General features: G+C 43.5%; 20 protein-coding genes. 18 read left to right on the plus strand and 2 right to left on the minus strand.

The features are described 5' to 3' along the window. The first annotated feature begins 101 nt into the window (after positions 1 to 101). From secY to PL9631_RS10330, 16 genes are all read left to right on the plus strand, one after another. Entirely contained in the window at positions 102 to 1,409 is a 1,308-nt protein-coding gene (gene secY, locus PL9631_RS10255; protein ID WP_083619836.1) for a preprotein translocase subunit SecY, read from the plus strand. After that, positions 1,406 to 1,978, plus strand: a complete 573-nt coding sequence (locus PL9631_RS10260) for an adenylate kinase (protein ID WP_083619839.1) — start codon at positions 1,406 to 1,408, stop codon at positions 1,976 to 1,978. Before secY ends, PL9631_RS10260 begins: the two co-directional genes overlap by 4 nt. A gap of 312 nt (positions 1,979 to 2,290) precedes the next feature. Continuing rightward, positions 2,291 to 2,515 carry a translation initiation factor IF-1 gene (gene infA, locus PL9631_RS10265; RefSeq protein WP_008191178.1) on the plus strand — a complete coding sequence of 75 codons (225 nt, stop codon included), beginning with the start codon at positions 2,291 to 2,293 and terminating at the stop codon, positions 2,513 to 2,515. A 103-nt stretch (positions 2,516 to 2,618) separates the two neighbouring features. Then, positions 2,619 to 2,732: a 50S ribosomal protein L36 gene (gene rpmJ, locus PL9631_RS10270; RefSeq protein WP_071782548.1), complete on the plus strand. Its 114-nt coding sequence runs from the start codon at positions 2,619 to 2,621 to the stop codon at positions 2,730 to 2,732. A gap of 324 nt (positions 2,733 to 3,056) precedes the next feature. Then, positions 3,057 to 3,437 (plus strand): 30S ribosomal protein S13, encoded by a 381-nt coding sequence (rpsM, locus tag PL9631_RS10275; protein ID WP_083619842.1) that lies wholly within the window; start codon positions 3,057 to 3,059, stop codon positions 3,435 to 3,437. Between the two features lie 93 nt (positions 3,438 to 3,530). Further along, positions 3,531 to 3,923 (plus strand): 30S ribosomal protein S11, encoded by a 393-nt coding sequence (gene rpsK / locus PL9631_RS10280; protein ID WP_026786884.1) that lies wholly within the window; start codon positions 3,531 to 3,533, stop codon positions 3,921 to 3,923. A gap of 136 nt (positions 3,924 to 4,059) precedes the next feature. Then, positions 4,060 to 5,019, plus strand: a complete 960-nt coding sequence (locus PL9631_RS10285) for a DNA-directed RNA polymerase subunit alpha (protein WP_197046325.1) — start codon at positions 4,060 to 4,062, stop codon at positions 5,017 to 5,019. 135 nt (positions 5,020 to 5,154) lie between these two features. Beyond that, on the plus strand, positions 5,155 to 5,505 hold the full coding sequence (gene rplQ / locus PL9631_RS10290; RefSeq protein ID WP_026786882.1) for a 50S ribosomal protein L17: 351 nt from the start codon (positions 5,155 to 5,157) through the stop codon (positions 5,503 to 5,505). A 170-nt stretch (positions 5,506 to 5,675) separates the two neighbouring features. Next, positions 5,676 to 6,479: a tRNA pseudouridine(38-40) synthase TruA gene (gene truA / locus PL9631_RS10295; RefSeq protein ID WP_197046322.1), complete on the plus strand. Its 804-nt coding sequence runs from the start codon at positions 5,676 to 5,678 to the stop codon at positions 6,477 to 6,479. Positions 6,480 to 6,552: 73 nt separating this feature from the next. Further along, a complete protein-coding gene (rplM, locus tag PL9631_RS10300; RefSeq protein WP_083619851.1) occupies positions 6,553 to 7,011 on the plus strand; it encodes a 50S ribosomal protein L13 in 459 nt (152 codons plus the stop codon). Further along, the gene (gene rpsI, locus PL9631_RS10305; protein WP_042151685.1) at positions 7,011 to 7,421 is read left to right on the plus strand and encodes a 30S ribosomal protein S9; all 411 of its coding nucleotides are present in this window, start codon (positions 7,011 to 7,013) and stop codon (positions 7,419 to 7,421) included. Before rplM ends, rpsI begins: the two co-directional genes overlap by 1 nt. Before the next feature lie 95 nt (positions 7,422 to 7,516). Next, entirely contained in the window at positions 7,517 to 7,744 is a 228-nt protein-coding gene (rpmE, locus tag PL9631_RS10310; protein ID WP_026786878.1) for a 50S ribosomal protein L31, read from the plus strand. A 209-nt stretch (positions 7,745 to 7,953) separates the two neighbouring features. Further along, complete coding sequence (gene prfA, locus PL9631_RS10315; protein WP_083619854.1) at positions 7,954 to 9,063, plus strand: peptide chain release factor 1; 1,110 nt, start codon at positions 7,954 to 7,956, stop codon at positions 9,061 to 9,063. Positions 9,064 to 9,300: 237 nt separating this feature from the next. Further along, positions 9,301 to 9,702 carry a response regulator gene (locus tag PL9631_RS10320; protein ID WP_083619857.1) on the plus strand — a complete coding sequence of 134 codons (402 nt, stop codon included), beginning with the start codon at positions 9,301 to 9,303 and terminating at the stop codon, positions 9,700 to 9,702. Positions 9,703 to 9,834: 132 nt separating this feature from the next. Next, positions 9,835 to 11,535 (plus strand): ABC-F family ATP-binding cassette domain-containing protein, encoded by a 1,701-nt coding sequence (locus tag PL9631_RS10325; RefSeq protein ID WP_083619861.1) that lies wholly within the window; start codon positions 9,835 to 9,837, stop codon positions 11,533 to 11,535. A gap of 81 nt (positions 11,536 to 11,616) precedes the next feature. Beyond that, positions 11,617 to 12,264: a Uma2 family endonuclease gene (locus PL9631_RS10330; RefSeq protein ID WP_083619864.1), complete on the plus strand. Its 648-nt coding sequence runs from the start codon at positions 11,617 to 11,619 to the stop codon at positions 12,262 to 12,264. A gap of 44 nt (positions 12,265 to 12,308) precedes the next feature. Here the strand turns inward: PL9631_RS10330 and dprA are convergent, their stop codons facing one another. After that, positions 12,309 to 13,442: a DNA-processing protein DprA gene (gene dprA, locus PL9631_RS10335; RefSeq protein ID WP_083619866.1), complete on the minus strand. Its 1,134-nt coding sequence runs from the start codon at positions 13,440 to 13,442 to the stop codon at positions 12,309 to 12,311. A gap of 103 nt (positions 13,443 to 13,545) precedes the next feature. Between dprA and PL9631_RS10340 the strand changes: the two genes are divergently transcribed. Next, entirely contained in the window at positions 13,546 to 15,288 is a 1,743-nt protein-coding gene (locus PL9631_RS10340) for an L-lactate permease (RefSeq protein ID WP_231516700.1), read from the plus strand. An 87-nt stretch (positions 15,289 to 15,375) separates the two neighbouring features. Next, entirely contained in the window at positions 15,376 to 16,380 is a 1,005-nt protein-coding gene (locus tag PL9631_RS10345; protein WP_083619868.1) for a 2-hydroxyacid dehydrogenase, read from the plus strand. A gap of 239 nt (positions 16,381 to 16,619) precedes the next feature. On the opposite strand, the gene PL9631_RS10350 is transcribed toward PL9631_RS10345, so the two are convergent. Further along, positions 16,620 to 17,510 (minus strand): type IV pilin-like G/H family protein, encoded by an 891-nt coding sequence (locus tag PL9631_RS10350; protein ID WP_083619870.1) that lies wholly within the window; start codon positions 17,508 to 17,510, stop codon positions 16,620 to 16,622. Positions 17,511 to 17,537 lie beyond the last annotated feature (27 nt).

Here is a 17,537-nt window from a genome sequence, read left to right on the forward strand (position 1 = left end):
GTTGGCTAATGACTAATAACTCTTGACTAATAACTCTTAACTAATAACTCTTAACTGATTGTTGATAACTGATTACTGATAACTGATTGAGGGAGTCCTTCATGGTCGTTAGTCGAGACAAAGCGCCAACTGCACAGGAAACCTTCTTGCAGATGGCACAAGCTGCTGGTCTAAGAGGTCGGATTTTAGTCACTATTGGCTTACTGCTCCTGGTGCGTGTGGGTGTATTCCTACCGATTCCCGGTATTGATACGGCTAGTTTCAGAGCAGCCATTCAAAATAACCCAGTAATTGGATTCCTCGATTTATTCTCTGGGGGTGGACTTTCGGCTCTGGGAATTTTTGCCCTGGGGATTTTGCCCTATATTAATGCCTCCATCATCATGCAATTGATGACGGCGGCTTTGCCCACTCTGGAAGATTTACAGAAAAATGAGGGAGAAGCCGGACGCCGGAAGATTTCCCAAATTACTCGCTATGTGGCCTTAGGGTGGGCTGTCTTACAAAGCGTGGGGATTTCGATTTGGATTAATCCCTTTGCCAATAACCCGGGCATCCTATTCCAAGTTCAAGTGGTTTTGGCCCTGGTAGCCGGATCAATGTTTGTGATGTGGCTCTCGGAACTAATTACTGAACGGGGGATTGGTAATGGTGCTTCCTTACTGATTTTTCTGGGAATCGTAGCGGTGTTACCGACTTCTTTGGGTCAGACCTTAGAATTAGCCCAGAGTGGAGATCAAGCCATTGTGGGTCGGGTGATTCTCCTGTTAATTGTTTTCCTGGCGATGATCGTTGGGATTGTTTTTGTTCAGGAGGGGACTCGTCGGATTCCGATTGTTTCTGCCCGTCGGCAAGTCGGCCGGAAACTATACCGAGAAAAAACCAGCTATTTGCCTCTGCGATTAAATCAAGGGGGTGTGATGCCGATTATTTTTGCCTCGGCGGTTTTAGTTTTGCCCGCATCTCTGTCTCAATTTACTAACAATCCCATTTTGGTTCAAATAGCGACGGCCCTAACTCCTAGTGGATCAACTCCCTGGTTGTATGCGGCTTTCTATTTGGTACTGATTGTGTTCTTTAGCTATTTCTACGCTTCATTAATTATGAATCCTGTAGATATGTCACAGAACCTCAAGAAAATGGGGGCTAGTGTTCCCGGGATTCGTCCTGGTCGGGCTACGAGTGAGTATATTGAGCGAGTTTTAAATCGATTGACCTTTTTAGGTGCGATCTTTTTAGGCTTGGTTGCCATTATCCCCACTATCGTTGAGAGTGCCACAAGAGTTCCCACGTTTCGGGGATTTGGAGCTACATCTCTCCTGATTTTAGTCGGGGTAGCCATTGATACGGCTAAACAGGTGCAAACCTATGTGATTTCTCAACGATATGAAGGGATGGTGAAACGATAGTGCGGTTGATTTTTTTAGGCCCTCCAGGGGCAGGTAAAGGAACTCAAGCCGCGATCGTCGCGACGAGTTTTGGAATTCCTCATATTTCGACGGGTGAAATTTTACGCACCCATGTCAGTGAAAAAACGGATCTGGGTCAAAAAGCTAAGGTCTATATGGATCAAGGCGAATTAGTCCCAGATCAACTGATTTTGGATATGGTGGAACATCGTCTTGAGGAGTCCGATGCTCAGAACGGTTGGATTTTGGATGGGTTTCCTCGGAATATTTCTCAAGCTGATTTTATCGCCACCTTGGTACTCCAGGGAGACAGCGAAACTAAAAATAGCGAGGGAGAACTCAAGGTGATTAACCTTGATGTTCCTGATGAAATTCTGGTACAGCGATTGTTGGCCAGAGGGCGTCAGGATGATCATGAGGAGATTATTCGTCACCGTTTACAAGTGTATCGGGAACAGACGGCTCCCTTAATTGATTATTACGGTCAGCGAAATCAACTCCAATCTATCAATGGGAACCGTTCCTTAGATGAGATTACCCAAGAGTTGAAACAGATTGTTTCTACTTAGTAAAAATTCTTGATTTGCCAAGTTGGAAATCCTTTTAGGAATCAACGTAGCTACAAGTGCTAAGTTGAAAGTGGTTCGGATGAAGTAATTCCTTCGAGTTCAGTCAACAGCTTCCCTCACCGATGGGTTTACCTGGAGTTTTAATGAAAATTAAAGCGAGGATATTGACAAAAAACAGAGATTACGCTCCGATTTTTGATAAAATATGTTAAGAAATGCGTTTAAACTCGGATTTCTGAATGTGATCAGATGGGCAAATCTCGGTCATTTGTTGATCGAGGGGATAGATTGTTGAATTGAGGTAAAAACAACTTGGCTAAACAGGATCTGATTGAAATGGAAGGGACAGTCACTGAATCCCTTCCCAATGCTATGTTTCGCGTAGACCTAGATAATGGATTTAATGTCTTGGCTCATATCTCGGGAAAAATCCGAAGAAATTACATTAAGATTTTACCTGGAGATAGAGTCAAAGTGGAATTAACCCCCTATGACTTGACCAAAGGCAGAATTACCTATCGTCTACGCAAAAAATAGATGGAAATCTTACCCCTTATCCCAAAGGTTAAGGGTTAAACTAGATAAAAATCAGCTTTCAGTGATATAATAATAAATTTGTTGTAGCGTCGCTCTAATTGGCATGAAAGTTCGAGCATCAGTCCGCAAAATTTGTGAAAAGTGTCGTGTTATCCGTCGTCGGGGACGGGTAATGGTGATTTGTTCTAATCCCAAGCATAAGCAACGCCAAGGTTAACACCCAAGGTCGTCGTCCACAGAGGACGGATTATGAGTCTTGCTGAAACACCGAAAAACAGACTAGACCCATGAAAAATCTGTGATTCACGCCTAGACTTGCACAAGTCTCAACCCTTGTAAAGTCTTAAAGAGTAGCTACAATCCTATTCCTTCCCATATCCAAGGAAAGAGAAAGAGTGTGCAGTTGAAATCAGTACAGTAGCTTCAACTTGCCCAAAAGCCTCAGGCCATTCAGCAAATTGGGAATCCATTAATTGCCTATCATTTTACTGCATGATTTAGGCATTGTCGTGATTGTACATTTTAAAGGGAGACGTTCATTGTGGCACGGATAGCCGGAGTAGACCTTCCACGAGATAAGCGTGTTGAAATCGGTCTAACTTACATTTATGGAATTGGACTTTCGCGGTCTCAACAAATTCTCAAAGATACGGGTGTTAATCCTGATACCCGCATTAAAGATCTAAATGATGCCGATGTTGCAGCCCTACGGGCAGCCATCCAACTGTATCAGGTGGAAGGGGATCTGCGACGGATGGAGGCGATGAACATTAAGCGCCTCATGGATATCGGTACTTATCGTGGTCGTCGCCATCGTTTAGGTCTGCCTGTGCGGGGTCAACGCACCCGGACGAACGCTAGAACCCGTAGGGGTGTTCGCCGTACCGTTGCTGGTAAGAAAAAAGCGGCAGCTAAGAAATAATTTAGCTAGGCGTTTCAACTTACAAGAACTGCTGGTTAACTACACCGCAGGTCTATTCTACTCACCGCAAAGAAAATCGTAAACGAGATTACTATGGCGCGACAAACGAAAAAAACAGGGCCTAAAAAGCAAAAACGTAACGTCCCGAATGGGTTGGCCTACATTCAATCCACCTTCAACAACACGATTGTAACGATCACCGATCCGAATGGGGAAGTCATTTCCTGGGCTTCTGCGGGGTCTACGGGGTTTAAAGGCGCGAAGAAAGGAACGCCTTTTGCTGCTCAAACCGCCGCAGAAAACGCCGGACGCCGAGCCAATGATCAGGGAATGCGTCAGGTTGAAGTGATGGTTAGTGGGCCGGGTGCAGGCAGAGAAACCGCGATTAGAGCCTTGCAAGGGGCTGGTTTGGAAATTACCTTGATTCGAGACATTACTCCAATTCCCCATAATGGTTGCCGTCCTCCCAAACGACGTCGCGTTTAACTACAGCTTTCACTCTTGGTTAAAGACTTGGAAGTTAGCGTCTTGTTTAGCAAGAATGAATACTCAAGTTTAGTTTCATTCTTTGCCTTGTACTGTCAATTCATTTTGGGGTTCAATGGAGAAGGGAGGTCCATCGGTGGCGCAGTTTAAGATTGAGTGTATTGAATCGAACACTGATACAGACCGGAGTCAGTACGGTAAATTCGTCTTAGAACCGTTAGAACGGGGTCAAGGGACAACGGTTGGCAATGCTCTAAGACGGGTTTTACTCTCGAACTTAGAAGGAACGGCGATTACATCAGCACGGTTTGCCAATGTTAATCATGAGTTTGCAACGATTCAAGGGGTCAGAGAAGATGTTTTAGAAATTCTGCTGAATCTAAAAGAAGTTGTACTCAAAAGCTATACCCACCAAAAACAAATCGGTCGCTTAGAAGTTCAAGGCCCAGCGACGGTAACGGCGGGTCATTTTAAGTTGCCTTCAGAAGTTGAGGTCGTAGACAAAAACCAATATATCGCTACCCTATCCCCAGGATCAACCTTGGAAATGGAATTTCAAGTTGATAAGGGAACTGGGTATCACGCCGTGGAGCGCAATCGGGACGAGGGACTGGCTGTAGATTTTCTCCAAATTGATGCCGTGTTCATGCCGGTACGGAAAGTGAATTACACCGTTGAGGATGCACGGGTGGGTGGAACTTTGGAAAAAGACCGCCTAATCATGGAGATTTGGACAAATGGGAGTTTAACACCCCAAGAAGCCATCAGCCAATCCGCGACCATTTTGGTGGACTTGTTCACTCCGTTGAAAGACATCACCCTGGAATCGATCAAAAGTGACCAGAATGATGATGTTGATCCCACCAGTCAAATTCCGATTGAAGAACTACAGTTATCGGTTCGCGCTTATAACTGTCTCAAACGCGCTCAAATTAACTCGGTCGCAGACTTACGAGATTATACTCAAGAAGACTTATTAGAAATTAAAAACTTCGGTCAGAAGTCTGCGGAGGAAGTCATCGAGGCGTTACAAAAACGCTTAGGAATTACACTGCCTCAAGAAAGGGCATCTAAATCAGTGGTCAGTAATCAGTAGTCAGTAATTCAGTAATCAGTGATTAGGTAAGGATTTAAAAATAGTTGATTAAATCTTAAATCCTACACTGATAACTGTTTACTGATAATTGATAACTGACTAAACCACTCAATCATTCTCTACCAGAAGGTAATTATGCGTCATCGTTGTCGTGTTCCCCAATTGGGCAAACCTGCTGATCAGCGAAAAGCATTGCTGCGATCGCTGGCTACAGAACTGATTCGCCATGGCCGAATCACCACCACTAAAGTTAGAGCCAAAGCGGTACAATCGGAAGCAGAAAAAATGATTACCCTGGCCAAAGACGGCTCCTTAGCAGCCCGTCGCCAAGCCATGGGGTATATCTATGACAAACAACTGGTTCATTCGTTATTTGATGCGGCTCCATCACGGTATGGCTCTCGCAATGGGGGTTACACCCGGATTATTAGAACCGTGAGCCGTCGGGGAGATAATGCAGAAATGGCAATTATTGAATTGGTGTAATTAGTAATCAGTAATCAGTTATCAGTTATCAGTTAAAAGTAAACAGTTATCAGTGCGAGAGTTAAGAGTTAATGAGCTATTTTTAACTCTTACTTGATGACTGATAACGTCTTAACTGATAACTCGTTAACTGATAACTGATAACTGTTGACTGACAACTGATTTATGTGATGGATCAACAGCGTATTGCTTTAGTGATTCAGTATCAGGGAACTCACTTTCAAGGTTGGCAGCGACAGCCGAATCAGAGGACAGTGCAGCAGGAAATTGAAACCGCGATCGCAACGGTAACTCAAGCTCCAGTGACACTCCACGCAGCGGGTCGCACCGATACGGGAGTCCATGCGGCGGCACAAGTGGCTCATTTCAATGCCCCCAGCTATATTCCTGACTATCGTTGGGCGACCATTCTCAATAACCGTTTATCCGAGGATGTCTTGATTCGGGCATCTGCCTCCGTTCCTAGCTCCTGGCACGCTCGGTTTTCAGCAAAATGGCGTCGATATCGGTACACCCTCTATACAGATGCTCGACCAAACCTATTTGTCCGTCCTTTCAGTTGGCATTACTATCATCACCCTTTAGATGAACAGTTAATCCAAGCCGCCCTGGAACAGTTAGTGGGATATCACCACTTATCGGCGTTTCAAAGGAGTGGCACCTCCCGGCCTCACGCTTGGGTAGATGTACAGTTTGTCAGTTGTCAACGCCAAAATCCCTTTATCCATATCGAAGTACAAGCCAGTGGATTTCTATACGGGATGATGAGGTTGTTAGTCGGGTTACTGGTACAGGTGGGTAACGGGGAACGCTCCCTAGAGGAGTTTCGAGACATCTGGACTCAAGAACGCCGAGAACTGGTCAAATATGCGGCGCCCGCCCCGGGACTTTGCCTACTGCGGGTTGGTTATCCAGAGTTTCCCTTTGAGCCAGATATTTGGTTCGACACCTTTCCTAAATTTGTCGTTGGTTGATGGTACACCGAGTCTGGTTTAACTCCTGAAAAGCCAACACACCATTTATTCTTAAATTTAAGGACAATCAAGAATGAGCACAAAAACCTTCCTTCCTTCAGAAGCCTCCCTAGAACCCAAATGGTACGTCATTGATGCGGCTAACCAGCGTTTAGGTCGTTTAGCCTCTGAAGTTGCCCAGATTATTCGGGGGAAAAATAAACCCATTTACACCCCCCACATGGACACGGGTGACTTTGTAATTATTGTAAATGCGGAAAAAATTGAAGTTACGGGTAAAAAACGCAGCCAAAAATTATATCGCCATCACTCCGGTAGACCGGGGGGAATGAAAACTGAAACCTTTGAGAAATTGCAAGCCCGCATCCCGGAACGAATTATCGAAAAAGCCGTTAAGGGGATGCTACCTAAGAATGTCTTGGGACGGAACCTGTTTACCAAACTCAAAGTTTATGCGGGGCCTGATCATCCCCATCAAGCTCAAAAACCCGAAACCTTAATCATCAATACTATTCCAACAGGAGGTAATTAATGCAAGCAACTGATACTGGTCGTGCCGTTTACTGGGGAACTGGCCGTCGTAAATCTTCTGTAGCCCGGGTTCGACTCGTTCCGGGTACGGGTAAATTAACCATTAATGGTAAAGATGGGGATTTGTACCTGCAATATAACCAGGGCTATCTATCCGCGGCTAAGTCTCCCTTAGAAACCCTGGGCCTAGAAAATGACTATGATATTTTGGTCAATGCCAGTGGTGGTGGTTTAACCGGCCAAGCCGAGTCCATCCGTTTGGGTGTAGCCCGTGCTTTGTGTGAACTCAACCCCGATAACCGTAAACCCCTGAAAACCGAAGGTTACTTAACCCGTGACCCCCGGGCTACGGAACGGAAAAAATATGGTTTACGCAAAGCGCGTAAAGCTCCTCAATACTCCAAACGTTAAAACCCCATGGGTTTACCGTTTCGGTGTCTCACCGGGCAATGATCCGGTGTTAAAATTGTTAGTTAACAACTCGTAAAATTTAGAACGTCAAAACCATGCCTAAACCTGGTATTCACCCTGAATGGTATCCAGAGGCCGAAGTCTATTGCAACGGTGAATTAGTCACCACCGTTGGTTCTACCCAGCCTCGACTTAATGTTGATGTGTGGTCAGGAAATCATCCTTTCTACACCGGAAATCAGAAAATCCTAGACACAGAAGGACGAGTTGAGCGCTTCCTGCGGAAATACGGGATGATCGACGATAAGCAGTCTGAGAAATAGCAAGGTTGTCATTTGTCTGTCGTTAGTTGTCCATAGCGTTCACGCCAGACAACTGACTGTTTTAAATCCAGGGCTAATAGGGTTGATTTGATGTCGAATTCGCCCTGTGCGGCCGGTGAATCAGATTTAGGTTCCCTAAATCTTGAATTTCTGAGTAGAGACGTGCCAGCAGCGCGTCTTTACCGAACTGACAAAGGACAACTGAGATTATGGCTGATGCTTATCTTGTCGATAAACTTAAATCGATTGAACAAACCTTCAATGAGTTAACCCTGCGTTTAGCTGACCCTGATGTGGCCACTGACCCGGATGAATTTCAACGGGTGGCTAGGGCGCGTTCTTCCATGGAAGAAATTGTTTTAGCGTATCAGGACTGGAAAACGGCTCAAGAAGAACTGCTTGGCTCTCGTCAAGTGATGAAGGAAGCCGGAGATGACCTGGAAATGCGGGAAATGGCTTCCTTAGAGGTGGCGGAGTTAGAAGCGAAAATTACTCAGCTTGAAATTCGCCTGAAAGTTCTGTTACTGCCCCGTGACCCCAACGATGATAAAAACATCATGTTGGAAATTCGGGCCGGAACCGGAGGGGAAGAAGCCAGTATTTGGGCCGGGGATTTAGTCCGAATGTACACCCGGTATGCCGAAACTCAAGGCTGGCGGGTCAGTATGGTCAGTGAGTCCGTCGCTGATATGGGCGGCTTTAAGGAGGCAATTTTAGAAATCCAAGGGGACAGCGTTTACAGTAAACTCAAGTTTGAGGCGGGAGTTCATCGGGTTCAGCGTGTTCCGGTAACGGAGGCGGGTGGTCGGGTTCATACTTCTACGGCAACGGTAGCCATTATGCCTGAAGTCGATGAAGTGGAAATCGCGATTGACCCCAAGGATATTGAGATGACCACGGCTCGTTCCGGCGGGGCGGGGGGTCAAAATGTCAACAAGGTGGAAACGGCCGTTGACCTGTTCCATAAACCTTCGGGGATTCGGATTTTCTGTACCGAAGAACGGAGTCAACTAAAAAACCGAGAACGGGCGATGCAAATTTTACGGGCCAAGTTGTACGAAGCAAAACTGCGGGAACAACAGGAAGCCGTAACTTCTATGCGACGTTCCCAGGTGGGAACCGGGTCACGTTCTGAAAAAATTCGGACTTATAACTATAAAGATAGTCGAGTTACCGATCACCGCTTAGGTGAAAACTTCACTCTAGCTACGATTTTGGAGGGAAGTTTGGAAAGTGTACTCAGTGCCTGTATTGTTAAGGATCAAGAGGAAAGATTAGCTGAATTAGCAAATTCCACATCCAGTCCAGTTTCAGTGTAATTTAAAGGGTTTTGGCTTTGACGAGTGTGATCACCGAGAGCGCCATTGAAGTCAGCCCGGGATGCGGAAAGTGCGAGAACTGCTCAGAGTCTCGCCTTTTTTGTAAATTTTTACAGATGAAGGTTCGCCCGATTTTGTACAATTAGGGTAGCAGTTGATTTTGTGATTTTCCCAAACTGCGATGAGTGAACCCAGGATTTTATCTAGTTTTATGTTTTTTTTAATAAAGATAAAAATATGCCTGAAAGTAAACTGAAACTCATGGTAGTTGATGATGAGCAAGATAATCTTGATCTGCTCTATCGGACATTTCGTCGAGAATTTCAGGTATTTAGAGCCGATAGTCCAACCAGAGCACTGAGCATTCTCGATACAGAAGGGGAAATGGCGGTAATTATTTCTGATCAAAGTATGCCGGAAATGACCGGAATTGAGTTTTTCAGCCGAGTTACCCAGCTTTTCCCAGATACCATTAGAATTCTACTAACGGGTTATTCTGAAGATGCTTTGGATGTTGATTCTGCAACCCTAGCGGCGGCTGATATTTTCAAGTGTATTACCAAGCCTTGGGATACGGTCGATTTCAAACAAATTATTCAGAAGGCGGTGGAAACCTATAAAAGCAATAAGGGGAGGTAAAAATCAAAGCTAATACTTAGGGGGTTAAAAAATTTTTGACTTGAAATTTAGCCTGAATCAGGTTAAAAATGTTTAGGTTTACTTCAATTTATTAAGAAAATATTCATCTTATTATAGTTAAGGAGATTAGCAATGTTACGGCTTGAGCATATCAGTAAAATTTATTCTACGGGTTTAGTTCTTAAAGATGTGAATTGGGAAGTTAAACCGGGCGATCGCGTGGGTTTAGTGGGGGTAAATGGGGCAGGAAAATCAACGCAATTAAAAATTATTGCCGGAGAAATGGAACCGACTTCGGGGGAAATTATTCGTCCGTCTAGTTTGAAAATTGCCTATTTAACCCAGGAATTTGAAGTCAACCCGACCCATACGGTGCGGGAGGAATTTTGGACGGTATTTGAAGCCGCCAATCAAATTCAAGAATCCTTGACCGAGGTACAACATGAAATGCAAACCGCCAGTCCAGAGGAGTTAGATCAATTAATCAAAAAATTAGATCGTTTACATCGAGATTTTGACGCCATTGGGGGATATACCTTAGAGTCTCAAATTGAGAAAATCTTACCGGAAATGGGGTTTGAGTCGGAAGATGGCGATCGCTTAGTCAGTGCCTTTAGTGGCGGTTGGCAAATGCGTATGAGTTTAGGTAAAATTTTACTGCAAGAACCGGATTTATTATTATTAGATGAACCGACTAACCATTTAGATTTAGAAACCATTGAATGGTTAGAAATTTATCTCAAAGGGTTAACAACACCGATGGTAATTGTTTCCCATGACCGAGAATTTTTAGATCGTCTCTGTACCCAAATTGTGGAAACAGAACATGGGGTTTCTAAAACCTATTTAGGAAATTATTCCGCTTATTTACAACAAAAAGAAGAAGCCGAATTAGCTCAACTCAGTGCTTATGATCGCCAGCAAAAAGAGTTAGAAAAACAACAGGCTTTTGTAGAACGATTCCGGGCTAGTGCCACTCGCAGTACCCAAGCTAAAAGCCGAGAAAAACAACTGGATAAAATAGAACGAATTGAAGCCCCCACTTCTTCTTCTCGGACTCTGAAATTTAGATTTCCGGCTGCGGTGAGAAGTGGCCGAGAAGTCGTCAATATTCAAGATTTGACCCATTTTTATGATAGCAAAGTCTTGTTTTTAGGGACGGATTTATTAGTAGAAAGGGGCGATCGCATTGCCTTTTTAGGGCCGAATGGTTGCGGAAAATCTACCCTACTGCGTTTAATTATGGGTTTAGAAGAGGCCACCGAAGGCAAGGTTGGTTTAGGAGAACATAACGTGATTCCGGGGTATTTTGAACAGAATCAAGCGGAAGCCTTAGATTTAGAAAAAACCGTTATGGATACCATCCATGATGAAGTTCCAGACTGGAAAAATGAAGAAGTTCGGACTTTGTTGGGACGGTTTTTATTTAGTGGCGATACGGTTTTAAAACAGGTTAATGCCTTGAGTGGAGGGGAAAAAGCCCGGTTAGCCTTAGCAAAATTATTACTGCAACCGGTGAACTGTTTAATTTTAGATGAACCCACAAACCATTTAGATATTCCTGCCAAAGAAATGTTAGAGGAAGCAATTCAACATTATGATGGGACGGTTTTAATTGTTTCCCATGATCGGTATTTTATTTCTAAAGTTGCCAATAAAATTGTCGAAATTCGGGATGGAGAGTTTCAGGTTTATTTAGGGGATTATCACTATTATCTCGATAAACTGGCGGAGGAGAAAGAACAAGCACAGTTAGCCAAATTAGAAGCGGAGAAAGCAGCTAAAAAGGCAGCTAAGGATGCCAAGAAAAAAGCTAATACCAAACAAAAATAATATCCTCACCTAAGATGTGGGACAGGTTTCGAGGATTAATATTAACCAAACAGCCCAGGAATTAACACACAAGGCAAAAACATGAGTGTAACTTTTCCTATTCAAGCTATTAAACTCACTCCGGGTAGCCAGATTACTATTTCTAACCTGTCCTGGCAGGATTTTGAACAAATTCTGATCGACTTGGGAGAAAAACGCAACAGCCGCGTTACCTACTACCGAGGAACCCTAGAAATTATGTCCCCTTTGGCACTGCATGAACGTCCCCATCGGATTATCGCTTATATTCTAACCACGATTCTTGAAATTCAAGGGCGGGACTGGGAGGATTTTGGTTCAACGACCCTCAAACGTCCACCCATTGGCGGAATAGAACCCGATACCTGCTTTTATATCGAAAATGCCCAACGGGTGCAAGGTTGTACCAACTTAGATTTAAAACAGTACCCACCGCCCGACTTAGCAATAGAAGCGGATGTTACCTCTAAAACGACTTTAGATGTCTACGAAGCCATCGGAGTTCCTGAAGTTTGGATTTATCGAAATCAACAGTTAAAAATTTACTTACTTTCTGCTCAAGGTTACACTGAAACTGTTAATAGTCCTACCTTTCCTGAGTTATCCCTAACGGAACTGATTCCCCAATTAGTTCAAAAAGCAATTGATGCAGGAACTAGCAAAATGTTACGAGAATTGAGAACAGAAACAGTCATCAGTCATCAGTTGTAAAAAAATGACAAAGTAGGGATAATTCATGAATTACCCCTACTTTTTTAAGTTAATCTTCGATATTGCATCCCTGGCAATTGTTCCACTAATTCTAATAATTCTAATTGTAATAATGCTGCCGATACGTTACCAGCATCTAAATTTAGATCAAGAATAATTTGATCAAAACCCATAGGTTCTGATGAAAGAGCTTGTAATACTTTAGATAATTCGGGATCTAAATCGGGTATAAATTTTGCGGGTTGAACCGGAATTTCAAATAAAGATAATTGTTGAGGTTCATCTAAAGGTGGCATTGCCCCCAATTGTTCAAGTAATTCATCTAAATTAACCGGAATTAGACTTGCCCCGCCATTAATTAATTTCAAACACCCCTGAGAATTTTGATCATCCAAACGACCGGGTAAAACATAAACATCTCGACAGAATTCATTAGCAACATGGGCCGTAATTAATGCCCCGGATTTTTGGGGTGCTTCCATCACAAAAACAGCCCGACTTAACCCCGCAATAATCCGATTTCGTTGGGGAAAATGACGGGGATTAGGTTTAGTTCCCGACGGATATTCACTAACTAATAATCCTTGATTAATCACTGCTTCACAAAGTTGACGATTTTCCTTGGGATAGGCAATATCTACCCCAGTTCCTAACGCTGCAATGGTTCGTCCTCCGGCCTCCAAACAACTGCGGTGAGCTTGGGTATCAATTCCCGCCGCCATCCCCGAAACAATCGTAAATCCTCGACGGGTTAGGGTTGTACTAATTTGACGAGTCCAGCGACACCCGTATTCCGTTGGCGTACGGGTTCCCACAATTGCAACCGTCGGAGTAACACCTTGATTTTCAAGGGTTTCAACCCTTCCCCGATAATAGAGAACCGGAGGAAAGGTGGGAATTTCTAATAATAATCGGGGATATTCGGCATCGGCAGGAGTCCAAAAACAGGGGTTTTTAGCGGTATGTTGTTCTAATAATTCTTGGGGATTAATTTGCGATCGCTGTTGGACAATTTTCTCGGCTGTTGGCTTGCCAAAACCTTCAACTTCTATTAACTCATTAACCGTTGCTTTCCAGGCAATTTCTAATTCTTGAAAATGCTGTTTGAGACGCTGAATGGAAATGGAACCCACCCCATTAATCTGTGACCATGCTAACCAATATGTTCGTTCTTCCACAAAAAATATACTCCTCTATTCTTAAATCTGTATAACCCGATAATTTATCTTGAATAAAGTTTTATAAATTATATTTTAAAACAGCCTATCCTCGATCAATAGATTGATTCCCTTACCCAATAATGCTACAAGATATTTAACCCAAGTCGGTCAAACAAATATTACTCATTCTATGCAATTATTCCTCTACTCATTACTCGCCTTTGCCCCAATTTTAACCGCTTTTTTTCTATTGGTTGTTGCCAATCGTCCCGCCACCCAAGCGATGCCCGTGGCTTATTTAGTAACAGCAGCCCTGGCCATGGTGATCTGGAAAGTCCCCTTTGTTCATATTGCAGCATCAACCGTGGAAGGATTAATCGTCACCCTGGAAATTCTCTACATTGTATTTGGTGCAATTCTGTTACTTAATACCCTGCAAGAGTCCGGGGCGATTAGCAAAATCCGCCAAGGGTTGTTAGGGATTTCCCGCGATCGTCGAATTCAAGTGATTCTGATTGCCTGGTTATTTGGTAGTTTTATCGAGGGGGCTTCCGGTTTTGGAACACCCGCCGTGATTTGTGTACCCCTGTTGGTGGCGATTGGGTTTCCAGCGATGGCCGCGGTTATGGCTGCACTGATCATTCAAAGCACGCCGTCAGCCTTTGGTGCCATCGGAACACCCGTTTTAATCGGAATTGGTAATGGATTAGAAGGGAGCACCGCCGTAGAACAGGAAATTGCCCGTTTAGGGTTAGATTTCCCCGATTATATCGGCGTTATTGCAGCCCAGATCGGACTGATTCAAGGAGTAATTGGGGTTTTCATGCCCCTGCTGTTAATTGGGTTGGTGACGGCCTATTTTGGGGATGCCAAATCGTGGAAAGATGCCTTACCTGCGGCTGGGTTCGCCCTATTTGCCGGACTCGCCTTTGCCATTCCCTATGCCCTGACCGCCATCTTCATCGGGCCAGAATTTCCCTCTCTGATGGGAGGTTTGGTGGGAATGTTGATCGTGATTCCTGCTGCTAAGAGAGAATTTCTCACCCCGAAAACCCTCTGGGATTTTCCCGATCGCGATCGGTGGTCACCGGCTTGGCTAGGAACATCCACGCCAGAAATTTCCCAGACCCCGGTGGCGATGAAAGCCCTGCAAGCCTGGACACCATACCTGCTTTTAGGGATTTTGCTGGTAATGTCCCGGTTGCGAGTTCTGCCCTTGCGTCGGTGGTTGCAATCTGTCCAAATCCCCTTTTCCAATATTTTGGGGACGGAGATTAGTATTTCGGTTCAACCCCTGTTTCTCCCGGCCACTCTATTTATTGTGGTGGTAATTATCACCTACTTCCTGCATCAAATGAAGGGGGAGCAGATGCAAAGAGCGATCGCCCAAGCCCTACAAAAGTTACTGGGAACCGCTTTAGCGATTGGAACTTCCGTACCGATGGCCAAAGTATTTATTAACTCCGGTGTGAATAGTTCGGGACTAGCCAGTATGCCCCTAACTTTAGCCGATGGGATTTCCCAGCTAGTGGGTCAAGTCTGGCCCTTCTTTGCCCCGGTGATTGGGATGATCGGTTCTTTTGTCGCCGGAAGTACCACCGTCAGCAACATGATGTTTTCTTTGTTTCAGTTTGGGGTGGCAGAACAGAGTGGCCTCTCGACATCGGTGATTCTGGCCCTACAATGCGTCGGTGCGGCGGCGGGCAATATGCTGGCGGTCTCTAATATCGTGGCTGCGGTGGCTACGGTAGGATTGATTGGGCGCGAGGGGATTTTACTACGTCAGTTACTCCTACCCGTAACTTTTTATTTAATATTTGCAGGATTGATAGGTTTAGTTGCTGTGTTCATTCTGGGGTTTTAATTATAAAAATTCATCCTAGGGGCAATGATATTTCTTAAAATTCTTCTGTTATTCTATCAAGATGTTGTAACGTTTAACAATTAATCCATGAAAGTTGCTGTTTTTAGTACCAAGTCTTATGACCGTCAATTTCTTGAGTTAGAGAATCAAGTCTCCCAAGGCGGTCACGAGTTTGTTTTCTTTGAGGCTCGTTTGCAACCTCAAACCGCATCACTAGCGGCGGGATTTCCGGCGGTTTGTATTTTTGTGAATGATGATTTAGGAACAGAAACCCTGGAAATTTTGGCATCTCAAGGCACCAAGTTAATTGCCCTGCGTTGCACCGGCTTTAATAATGTTAATCTCAAAACTGCCGCTCAGTTAGGAATTAAAGTAGTACGAGTCACCGAGTATTCTCCCTATGCTGTAGCTGAACACGCCGTGGGATTAATTATGATGCTGAATCGCAAATTATATCGGGCTTATAATCGGGTTCGAGATGATAATTTTGCCTTAGATGGATTGTTAGGATTTGACCTGCATAATCGCACCGTTGGGGTGGTAGGTACGGGAAAAATTGGGCAGATCTTTGCTCAAATTATGGCAGGATTTGGCTGTCATCTTTTAGGGTACGACGTTTATCCTAATCCCAATTTTGAGAAATTAGAAAATTCTGAATATGTTTCTTTAGAAGAACTCTGGCAACGTTCGGATATTATTTCTCTCCACTGTCCTTTGTTTCCTGAGACTCACCATCTGATTAATCAAGAAACCCTTGCTAAAATGAAATCTGGGGTAATGTTAATTAATACCAGTCGCGGGAAATTAGTTGATACTAAAGCCGTAATTGAAGGGATTAAATCCGAGAAAATCGGTTATGTTGGGATTGATGTTTATGAAGAAGAAGACAAACTATTCTTTGAGGATCTTTCTACCACAATTATTCAAGATGATACTTTTCAATTACTGCAATCTTTTCCTAACGTTGTGATTACTGCCCATCAAGGCTTTTTTACGGAGAATGCTTTAGATGATATTGCTCGGACAACTATTGCTAATTTTTCTGATTTTGAGCAGGGAAATCCGTTGACCAATGAAGTCACTGCGTCGTGAACTACCCACACTTCTGGTACGAGTAGGGGCGAACGGCCGTTCGCCCCTACTGTATTTAGATAGGACTTACGCAGAAACCGGGTTTCTGAACGAGAAATCTCGATTTCATCCGCAAAATCAGGGCCAGAAACCCGGTTTCTTTGGTCTTGTGCGTAAGTCCTGTATATATTTCAACTGCGTAGCGCTATATTGTATAGTCAATATTTCAGCATTTCATCTAAACCCGAGAAAAATAATGCCTATTTTACTCTCGAATATCCCGCCGGACAATTAGCCGATTGAGTGCTGAATAATACGGGTTGATTAGGAACTTTTTGAGTTGGTTGATCACTCTCACAGATAATTGATTTTGTGTTGATAGTGCTAATCGGTGAAGATTCAATATAAACCACTCCAATATAGCTTTTTAATCCATCCCGTTTAGCGACAGCAACCGATTGAACCATATTTTTTTCGTCAATAACTCTAATATTATAGCGATAATTTCGAGTTTCTTCAGGCAGACCTTTAATAAATTCTTCTAAGTTATTACTAAAAACATTATACTTAGTATAATTCGCTTCATTACCTCGATTCATAATTTCAATATATTGTCTTGCTTCTAATTGGGTATCTCGATCAGCTTGTTCTTTTAATTCTAATGCTGTCGGCGTTTTGATCCTAACTGAAGTAGCAATTCTCGGGTCTTCAGAGGTTTTTTTAAATAGTAAAGGTTGAGATTTAAAAGTAGTAATAGCGGGTTGTTCATCTCCAGTAATATTTAAGTCTAACTGAAGTTGTCCATCTTCTTGTAATTCAAAAATAGCCGTCCCGACAATTTTTCCTTGAGCATCACGAAACAGCAGAAATCCGGGTTTAAAAGTTGGATCAATCGTGTATTGTAATTGGATCGCTTCAATAGGTGTTACAAATATATAAATCTTGCCATCCTCAGTAAAAATAATACCCGAAGAAAGATTAGTGGGAACTTGCCATTTTCCTACTAATTGTTTAGCCAGGTTATTTGGAGGTTGAGCCGCTAAGATAACAGGAGAAAGGACAGAATTGAGTCCTAAATTGACTGCACCAAAACCGAATAAATTTAACGCCATTGATAAAAAAATTAGACCTTTTGTTTGAGATAAAATCATAGTTTTCTCCTTTTTTAAACATCAATA

It is taken from the genome of Planktothrix paucivesiculata PCC 9631 (assembly GCF_900009265.2).
GTDB lineage: Bacteria > Cyanobacteriota > Cyanobacteriia > Cyanobacteriales > Microcoleaceae > Planktothrix > Planktothrix paucivesiculata.